A 9119-nucleotide genomic window follows, 5' to 3' on the forward strand; every position below is an offset into this window, starting at 1 on the left:
ACTGGCGTCCCCTAGGGGACTCGAACCCCTGTTACCGCCGTGAAAGGGCGGTGTCCTAGGCCACTAGACGAAGGGGACGCAAAACCTTCGAGCAGATTCGCCGATGACACATGACGAACCCTGGCAGAAATTGGTGGAGCTAAGCGGGATCGAACCGCTGACCTCCTGCATGCCATGCAGGCGCTCTCCCAGCTGAGCTATAGCCCCGGATTTACGCCTCTCGGCGGAGGTCAGCTAGAAAGCTTCACTCGGTAAAACTGGCGTCCCCTAGGGGACTCGAACCCCTGTTACCGCCGTGAAAGGGCGGTGTCCTAGGCCACTAGACGAAGGGGACGTAACCCTTGCGTACCGCATCGGTGCTGGTTCCGAAGCGGGACAAACTTCAAGGCAGTAAAGCAAACCTTGAAGCTTCTAATTTGGTGGAGCTAAGCGGGATCGAACCGCTGACCTCCTGCATGCCATGCAGGCGCTCTCCCAGCTGAGCTATAGCCCCACATTACACTGACAGAGAACGCCGCGTTACCGCGTGTTTCTGCGTTGCCGTGTGGACGGGGCGCATATTAAGTGCGACCCACAATGCTGTCAAATTCTTTTTCAAAGAATTCCAAAAGAATTTTCCGGGATAACAATCACTTACCGCCTCCCGGAAAACCGCCCCGCGTCGGGCCGCCGGGCAATCGCTCAATGGCCCGGTGTCGCTCAGGCAACCGCTCAGCCAATCGCGCCGAGCAATTTTTCCCACTCTTTGTTCTCTTTCTTGGACACGCCGCCCAGCATGTCCAGCGCCTGGCGCAGACGGAAACGGGTCAGGTCCGGGCCGAGAATCTCCATCGCGTCGGTCACCGAGACTGAATTCGCCTGACCGGTGATGGCAGCGAACATCAGCGGCATGGCGTCACGCAGTTTCAGTTCCAGGTGCTCGACGACCGCCTGGATGCAACCGGTGATCTTGTCCTTCTCCCACTGACGCAAGGATTCCAGCTTCCACAAAATCAACTGAATGACTTGGCGCACTTGCTCCGGCGACAGCTTCTTGTGCTCGAACAGCCTCACGTCCGGCGTCACGCCGCCGGCGAAGAAGAAGCCGCCCAGCGGGGCGATCTGGCTGAAGGTCTCGACGCGGCCCTGCACGTGGGGCGCGATCTTCATCATGTAGTCGCTGTTGAACGCCCACTTCTGCACACGGGTGGCGAACTCGTCCACCGGCAGTTCACGCAGCCACTGGCCGTTGAGCCACGACAGTTTCTCGATGTCGAAAATCGGGCCGCCGAGGGAGACGCGGCTCAGGTCGAAATGCTCGACCATTTCGTCCAGCGAAAACTTTTCGCGCTCGTCGGGCATCGACCAGCCCATGCGGCCGAGGTAGTTGAGCATCGCTTCCGGCATGAAGCCCATGCGCTCGTAGAACGTCACCGAGGTCGGGTTCTTGCGCTTGGAGAGCTTGCTTTTGTCCGGATTACGCAGCAGCGGCATGTAGCACAGCGCAGGCTTTTCCCAGCCGAAGTACTCATAGAGCAGGATCAGCTTCGGCGCCGACGGCAGCCATTCTTCGCCGCGCAGCACGTGGGTAATGCCCATCAGGTGGTCGTCGACGACGTTGGCGAGGAAGTAGGTCGGCAGGCCGTCGGTCTTCATCAGGACCTGCATGTCCATGCGGTCCCACGGGATTTCGACTTCGCCGCGGAGGAGGTCCGGCACCACGCAGACACCTTCGCTCGGCACCTTCATGCGGATCACATGGGGTTCGCCGGCGGCAAGGCGACGCTCGACTTCTTCCTTGGAGAGCAGCAGCGCGCGGCCGTCATAGCGCGGAGTTTCGCCGCGGGCGGTCTGCTCGGCGCGCATCTGGTCGAGCTCTTCGGCGGTGCAGAAGCACGGGAAGGCATGACCGGCATCGACCAGTTCCTGCACGTACTTCTTGTAGATGTCGCCGCGCTCGCTCTGGCGATACGGGCCATGGGGACCGCCGACGTCGGGGCCTTCGCTCCACTCGATGCCGAGCCAGCGCAGGGCGTCGAAAATCTGTTGTTCGGACTCGCGGGTCGAGCGCAGTTGGTCGGTGTCTTCAATGCGCAGGATGAATTCGCCGCCATGCTGCTTGGCGAAGCAATAGTTGAACAGCGCGATGTAGGCCGTGCCAACGTGGGGGTCGCCGGTGGGCGATGGCGCGATGCGGGTGCGAACGGTGGTCATGGAAAATCCCGGATAGGTCGAACAAGCCGCGAATGTTAACAGGCGCGGCCTGCGCGGCTCCAGCGCCAGCGGTGATGGGCTGCACAATCGGGGCGATGACGAGACAGGCGGCCCCGCCCTGCCGGCCCGGAACGCCTCGCAACGAATGCCCCGCCATCAGTGCCGGTCATGATCGCGACGATGGCTAGGTGCCAGACCGCCAACCCTGATAAATTTGCTGACATTCCAAAAATCCAGAACGCCCATGCCCGCCCAACTCAAGCGCCGCCTGTTCATCTTCTTCGGGGTGATTCTGCTGATCGCCCTCGCCTTCTTCGCCCAGTGGTACCTGAAAGGACGCTTTCACGAGTCCACCGACAACGCCTACGTGCAGGGTGAAATCACCCGGGTGTCCAGCCAGCTCGGCGCGCGGATCGACGAGGTGCTGGTACAGGACAACCAGCACGTGGAAAAAGGCCAGTTGCTGGTACGGCTCGAGCCGGATGACTTTCGCCTGGCCATCGACCGGGCTCAGGCGACCCTGGCGACCCGCGAGGCGGAGCGCTTGCAGGCACAGAGCCGTCTGACCCAGCAGTCGAGCCTGATCGCCGCCAGCGATGCGCAGGTGCAGGCGAATCAGGCCACCCTCGGGCGCACGCAACTGGACCTGGCGCGGCTGCAAAAACTGCGCACCCCGGGTTTCGTCTCGGAAGCGCAGGTCACGACCATGACCGCCGACAGCAACGTCGCGCGCTCCCAAGTCAGCAAGGCCCAGGCCGACGCCCAGAGTCAGCGCCAGCAGGTCGACGCGCTGAACGCCGAGATCAAGCGCCTCGACGCGCAGATCGCCACCGCTCGCGCCGACCTGGCTCAAGCGCAGATTAATGTGCAGCGCACCGAGATCCACTCGCCCCTCAGCGGGCTGGTCGGCCAGCGGGCGGCGCGCAATGGTCAGTTTGTTCAGGCCGGCGCGTACCTGCTGTCCATCGTCCCCGATGAAGACATTTGGGTGCAGGCCAACTTCAAGGAGACCCAGATCGAGCACATGGAGATTGGTCAGGTCGCCCAGCTGACGTTCGACAGCTTTCCCGGCACGCCCATCGAGGGCCGCGTCGACAGCCTGTTTGCCGCCTCCGGTGCGCAGTTCAGTCTGCTGCCGCCGGACAACGCCACGGGCAACTTCACCAAGGTCGTGCAGCGCATCCCGGTCAAGCTGACCTTCGCGCAGGACAACCCGCTGCACGGCAAGATCCGCCCGGGCATGTCGGTGACTGTTTCGGTCGACATCCGGCCGGCGAACGACCCGCAACGTGGCCGGTGACGAGCTGATCCGCCCGGTCGGCGAACCGACCCGGCTCGACTGGATTGCCGTGATGAGTGTGATGCTCGGCGCGTTCATGGCGGTCCTCGACATTCAGATCACCAACTCGTCGCTCAAGGACATCCAGGGCGCACTCTCGGCGACCCTGGAAGAAGGCTCATGGATTTCCACCTCCTATCTGGTGGCGGAAATCATCATGATTCCGCTGACGGCCTGGCTGGTGCAGTTGCTCTCGGCGCGGCGCCTGGCGGTGTGGGTGTCGCTGGGTTTCCTGCTGTCGTCCCTGCTCTGCTCCATGGCCTGGAGCCTGGAAAGCATGATCGTGTTCCGCGCCCTGCAGGGCTTCACCGGCGGCGCGCTGATCCCGCTGGCGTTCACCCTGACGCTGATCAAGCTGCCGGAGCATCACCGGGCCAAGGGCATGGCGCTGTTTGCCATGACCGCCACCTTCGCCCCGTCCATCGGCCCGACCCTGGGCGGCTGGCTAACGGAGAATTTTGGCTGGGAATACATCTTCTACATCAACATCCCGCCGGGGCTGGTGATGATTGGCGGTCTGCTCTACGGCCTGGAGAAGAAGGCGCCGCACTGGGAATTGCTCAAGAGCACCGACTACGCCGGCATCGTCACCCTGGGCGTCGGGCTGGGCTGCCTGCAGGTGTTTCTTGAAGAGGGCCATCGCAAGGACTGGCTGGAATCGAACCTGATCGTCGGGCTGGGCAGCATTGCGCTGGTGAGCCTGATCAGTTTTGTGATCATTCAGTTTTCCAAACCGAAACCGCTGATCAACCTCGGCATCCTCGGCAACCGCAATTTTGGGCTGTCGAGTATTTCCAGCGTGGGCATGGGGGTGGGTCTGTATGGCTCGATCTATCTGCTGCCGCTGTACCTGGCGCAGATTCAGGGCTACAACGCCCAGCAGATCGGCGAGGTGATCATGTGGATGGGCGTGCCCCAGCTGTTTCTGATTCCGCTGGTGCCACAGTTGATGAAGGTTATTTCGCCGAAGTTGCTGTGTACGCTGGGGTTTGGTTTGTTCGGGCTGGCGAGCTTTTCCTCCGGGGTGCTCAATCCGGATTTTGCCGGGCCGCAGTTCAATCAGATTCAGCTGGTGCGGGCGCTGGGTCAGCCGTTGATCATGGTGACCATTTCCCTGATCGCCACAGCGTTCATTCAGCCCCAGGACGCGGGGTCGGCGTCGAGCCTGTTCAATATTCTGCGCAACCTGGGCGGCGCCATTGGCATTGCGCTGCTGGCGACGTTACTGGATGCGCGAACCAAGACCTACTTCGACTATTTGCGCGAATCGATCTCCCCCGCCAATCCGCAAGTCGCCGAACGGATGGCGATGCTCACCGACCGGCTGGGCAGCGAAACCGCCGCGCTGGGCAAGCTCAGCGAGATCGCCCATCAACAGGCAGCGATCATGGCCTACAACGACGCGTTTCATTTTGTCGGGATTGCGCTGGGGATCAGCATGCTGGCGGTGCTGTTGACGCGGAAGCTGCCGTCCGGGGTCAAGGGTGGCGCGGCGCATTGAGCCGTCATGACATGCCGCAATTGCTTAGCCAACACAACCCCTGTGGAAGCGAGCTTGCTCGCGAAAGCGTCGGCACATCCGCTGCATCTTCATCTGGAGTGAAAATGCCTTCGTGAGCAAGCTCGCTCCCACAAGTCCAGCAGCGTGGCGGGGATACCAGGTTGAACACAACCCTTGTGGGAGCGAGCTTGCTCGCGAAAGCGTCGGTACATCCGCCGCATCTTCATCTGGAGTGAAGATGCCTTCGTGAGCAAGTTCACTCCCACAAAGTCCAGCGGCGTGGCCGGGATACCAAGTTGAACACAACCCTTGAGGGAGCGAGCTTGCTCGCGAAAGCGTCGGTACATCCGCTGCATCTTCATCTGGAGTGAAGATGCCTTCGTGAGCAAACTCACTCCCACAGGTCCCGCGGCGTGACCGATATCCAGCGTCGTGCCCCGGTCACTCCCACACCGCCCTCAAACCGCCAGCAAGCGCTCGCGCAGTTTGCCGATCTCGTCGCGCATCTGCGCTGCGGCTTCGAACTCCAGGTCGCGGGCCAGTTGGTACATCTTCTCTTCCAGCTGACGAATGCGTTTGGTGATTTCGCTCGGCGAGCGCAGTTCGGCTTCGTACTTGGCGTTCTCTTCGGCGGCCTTGGCCATGCCCTTGCGCTTCTTGCTGCGCGAGCCGGGCACGGTGGCGCCTTCCATGATGTCGGCGACGTCCTTGATCACGCTTTTCGGCGTAATGCCGTTGGCCAAGTTGAAGGCGATCTGCTTCTCCCGACGACGATCGGTTTCTTCGATCGCGCGCTCCATGGAGCCGGTGATGCGGTCGGCGTAGAGAATCGCGCGGCCATTGAGGTTACGCGCGGCACGGCCGATGGTCTGGATCAGCGAGCGCTCGGAACGCAGGAAGCCTTCCTTGTCGGCATCGAGAATCGCCACCAGCGACACTTCCGGCATGTCCAGGCCTTCGCGCAGGAGGTTGATCCCCACCAGCACGTCAAAGGTACCCAGACGCAGGTCGCGGATGATCTCCACACGCTCGACCGTATCGATGTCCGAGTGCAGGTAACGCACGCGCACGCCGTGGTCGGCCAGGTAATCGGTGAGGTCTTCGGACATGCGCTTGGTCAGCGTGGTCACCAGCACCCGCTCCTCGATCGCCACGCGCTTGTGGATCTCGGAGAGCAAGTCGTCGACCTGGGTCAGTGCCGGACGGATTTCGATCTGCGGGTCGACCAGACCGGTCGGCCGCACCACCTGCTCGACCACACGGCCCGCGTGCTCGGCTTCGTAAGGCCCGGGCGTCGCGGAAACAAAAATGGTCTGCGGACTGACGTTTTCCCACTCATCGAACCGCATCGGCCGGTTGTCCAGCGCCGACGGCAGGCGGAAACCGTACTCCACCAGCGTCTCCTTGCGCGAACGGTCGCCCTTATACATGGCGCCGACCTGGGGCACGCTGACGTGGGATTCGTCGATCACCAGCAGCGCATCGGCCGGCAAGTAATCGTAGAGCGTCGGCGGCGGCGCGCCGGACGGACGCCCGGACAGGTAGCGCGAGTAGTTTTCGATGCCGTTGCAGTAACCCAGTTCGAGGATCATCTCCAGGTCAAAACGGGTGCGCTGCTCCAGACGCTGGGCTTCCACCAGTTTGTTGGCGCCGCGCAGGTATTCCAGACGCTCGTTCAGCTCGACCTTGATGCCTTCCATCGCGTCCAGCAGCGTTTCGCGCGGGGTCACGTAGTGGCTCTTCGGGTAGAAGGTGAAGCGCGGCAGCTTGCGAATGACCTCGCCGGTCAGCGGATCGAAGGCAGAGAGGCTCTCGACCTCGTCATCGAACAGCTCGATACGGATGGCTTCCAGGTCGGATTCCGCCGGGAAGACGTCGATCACGTCGCCGCGCACCCGGAAGGTCGCCCGGGCAAAATCCATATCGTTGCGGGTGTATTGCAGGTCGGCCAGACGGCGCAGCAAGGCGCGCTGATCGAGCTTGTCGCCACGATCCACGTGCAGAACCATGCGCAGGTAGGTTTCCGGACTGCCCAGACCGTAGATGCATGACACCGTGGTGACGATGATCGAGTCCTTGCGCTCCAGCAACGCCTTGGTCGCGGACAGGCGCATCTGCTCAATGTGGTCGTTGATCGACGCGTCCTTCTCGATGAAGGTGTCCGACGACGGCACGTAGGCTTCCGGCTGGTAGTAGTCGTAGTAGGAAACGAAGTATTCGACCGAGTTGTTCGGGAAAAACGCCTTGAACTCGCCGTACAGCTGGGCGGCCAGGGTCTTGTTCGGCGCCAGCACCAGGGTCGGGCGCTGCACTTGCTGAATGACGTTGGCGATGCTGAAGGTCTTGCCCGAGCCGGTTACACCGAGCAGGGTCTGGTGCGACAGGCCGGCGTCGATGCCTTCAACCAACTGACGAATCGCCTCCGGTTGATCGCCGGCCGGCTCAAAACGGGTAACGAGCTGAAATTCGGACATAAGGTTCCTTTGGACGGCAACGCAATTGAGCACGGACGGCTGATCCCGTCACGGAAAAGACGTACATAGAAGAAGGTGATGGGACTACAGGTGGAGTCGACTGCGCCACCTTTCAAGCCACCCTCCGCAGATTAGTCCGCGGCACTGGACTAACGGTCGAAAAATTTCGTGAAATATCCGGAAAAACCTGCCCTCCACTGTCGCCCGCACTGGCGCGGCCCTTTATACTTGCTCCCCGTTTGTGCACCGCTCTAGTGCAATCGGCTGGAGCGACGCGACCCATTCACTCCTCCACTCAGAGCCCCCGCACAATGAGCCTGTTCTCCGCTGTCGAAATGGCACCACGCGATCCAATCCTGGGCCTCAACGAAGCATTCAACGCCGATACCCGTACGACCAAGGTCAATCTGGGTGTAGGCGTCTACAGCAACGAAGAAGGGAAAATTCCGCTGCTGCGCGCCGTTGTCGAAGCGGAAGAAAACCGGGTGGCTCAACACCTGCCCCGCGGCTACCTGCCGATTGACGGTATCGCTGCCTACGACAAGGCCGTGCAAACCCTGCTGTTCGGCGCCGAGTCGCCGCTGCTGGCCTCGGGCCGGGTGATGACGGTCCAGGCGGTCGGCGGCACGGGCGCCCTCAAAATCGGCGCTGACTTCCTCAAGCAGCTGTCCCCTGACGCCGTTGTGGCGATCAGCGACCCGAGCTGGGAAAACCACCGGGCGCTGTTCGAAACCGCTGGTTTCCCGGTGCAGAACTACCGCTATTACGACGCCGCCACCCATGACGTGAACCGCACGGGGATGCTGGAAGATCTGCAGAACCTGCCGTCCGGCTCGATCGTCGTGCTGCACGCCTGCTGCCACAACCCGACCGGCGTTGACCTGACCCTGGAGGACTGGAAGAAGGTGCTTGAGGTGCTGAAGGCCAAGGGTCATGTACCGTTCCTGGACATGGCGTATCAGGGCTTCGGTGACGGGATCGACGAAGACGCGGCGGCGGTGCGTCTGTTTGCCGACAGCGGCTTGACGTTCTTTGCTTCCAGCTCGTTTTCGAAGTCGTTTTCGCTGTATGGCGAGCGGGTCGGCGCGCTGTCGATCGTGACGGATTCGAAGGAGGAGACGGCGCGGGTGTTGTCGCAGGTGAAGCGTGTGATCCGCACGAACTATTCGAACCCGCCGACCCATGGTGCGTCGATTGTGGCGGCGGTGTTGAGCAGCCCTGAGTTGCGCGCCAAGTGGGAGGAGGAGCTGGGCGAGATGCGCCTGCGGATTCGCGGGATGCGTGAGGAGATGACGCAGCGTCTGGCGAATAATGCGGCGGGGCAGGATTTCAGTTTTGTCGCGCGTCAGCGGGGGATGTTTTCGTATTCGGGTCTGACGACGGCGCAGGTTCATCGTCTGCGCAGCGAGTTCGGGATTTATGCGCTGGATACCGGGCGGATTTGTGTGGCGGCGTTGAACAAAGGGAATATCGGGGCAGTTACCGAGGCGATCCTGGCGGTTATCTGACGGCTCTTTTTAAGATCAAGATCAGAAGCGTCGGCCTAACGGCCTCGGTTTCGCCTTCGGCGAGTTACTTGGAAAAGCACCCCAAGTAACCAAGGGTGCTTGCT

Annotated in this window: 5 protein-coding genes and 4 tRNA genes; 3 read left to right on the plus strand and 6 right to left on the minus strand. The window is 61.8% G+C overall.

The window, feature by feature from the left end:
* Positions 1–2 precede the first annotated feature (2 nt).
* From AC07VF_RS18690 to gltX, 5 genes are all read right to left on the minus strand, one after another.
* Positions 3–78, minus strand: a tRNA-Glu gene (locus tag AC07VF_RS18690).
* Positions 79–131: 53 nt separating this feature from the next.
* Positions 132–207, minus strand: a tRNA-Ala gene (locus AC07VF_RS18695).
* A gap of 51 nt (positions 208–258) precedes the next feature.
* Positions 259–334: transfer RNA gene (locus AC07VF_RS18700), tRNA-Glu, on the minus strand.
* 83 nt (positions 335–417) lie between these two features.
* Positions 418–493, minus strand: a tRNA-Ala gene (locus AC07VF_RS18705).
* Positions 494–711: 218 nt separating this feature from the next.
* The gene (gltX, locus tag AC07VF_RS18710) at positions 712–2193 is read right to left on the minus strand and encodes a glutamate--tRNA ligase (protein ID WP_495009684.1); all 1482 of its coding nucleotides are present in this window, start codon (positions 2191–2193) and stop codon (positions 712–714) included.
* A 244-nt stretch (positions 2194–2437) separates the two neighbouring features.
* On the opposite strand from gltX, the gene AC07VF_RS18715 reads away from it, so the two are divergent.
* A complete protein-coding gene (locus AC07VF_RS18715; RefSeq protein WP_495009683.1) occupies positions 2438–3493 on the plus strand; it encodes an HlyD family secretion protein in 1056 nt (351 codons plus the stop codon).
* Positions 3483–5033, plus strand: coding sequence for an MDR family MFS transporter (locus AC07VF_RS18720; RefSeq protein ID WP_495009682.1), 1551 nt, complete (start codon positions 3483–3485; stop codon positions 5031–5033). The genes AC07VF_RS18715 and AC07VF_RS18720 overlap by 11 nt, the downstream gene beginning before the upstream one ends.
* 458 nt (positions 5034–5491) lie before the next feature.
* On the opposite strand, the gene uvrB is transcribed toward AC07VF_RS18720, so the two are convergent.
* Complete coding sequence (gene uvrB / locus AC07VF_RS18725) at positions 5492–7507, minus strand: excinuclease ABC subunit UvrB (protein WP_192174255.1); 2016 nt, start codon at positions 7505–7507, stop codon at positions 5492–5494.
* Positions 7508–7818: 311 nt separating this feature from the next.
* Here uvrB and AC07VF_RS18730 point away from each other — a divergent pair, with 311 nt between their 5' ends.
* Positions 7819–9015 (plus strand): amino acid aminotransferase, encoded by a 1197-nt coding sequence (locus AC07VF_RS18730; protein WP_346626406.1) that lies wholly within the window; start codon positions 7819–7821, stop codon positions 9013–9015.
* Positions 9016–9119 lie beyond the last annotated feature (104 nt).

Source organism: Pseudomonas sp. GW821-FHT02H06, from assembly GCF_059421525.1.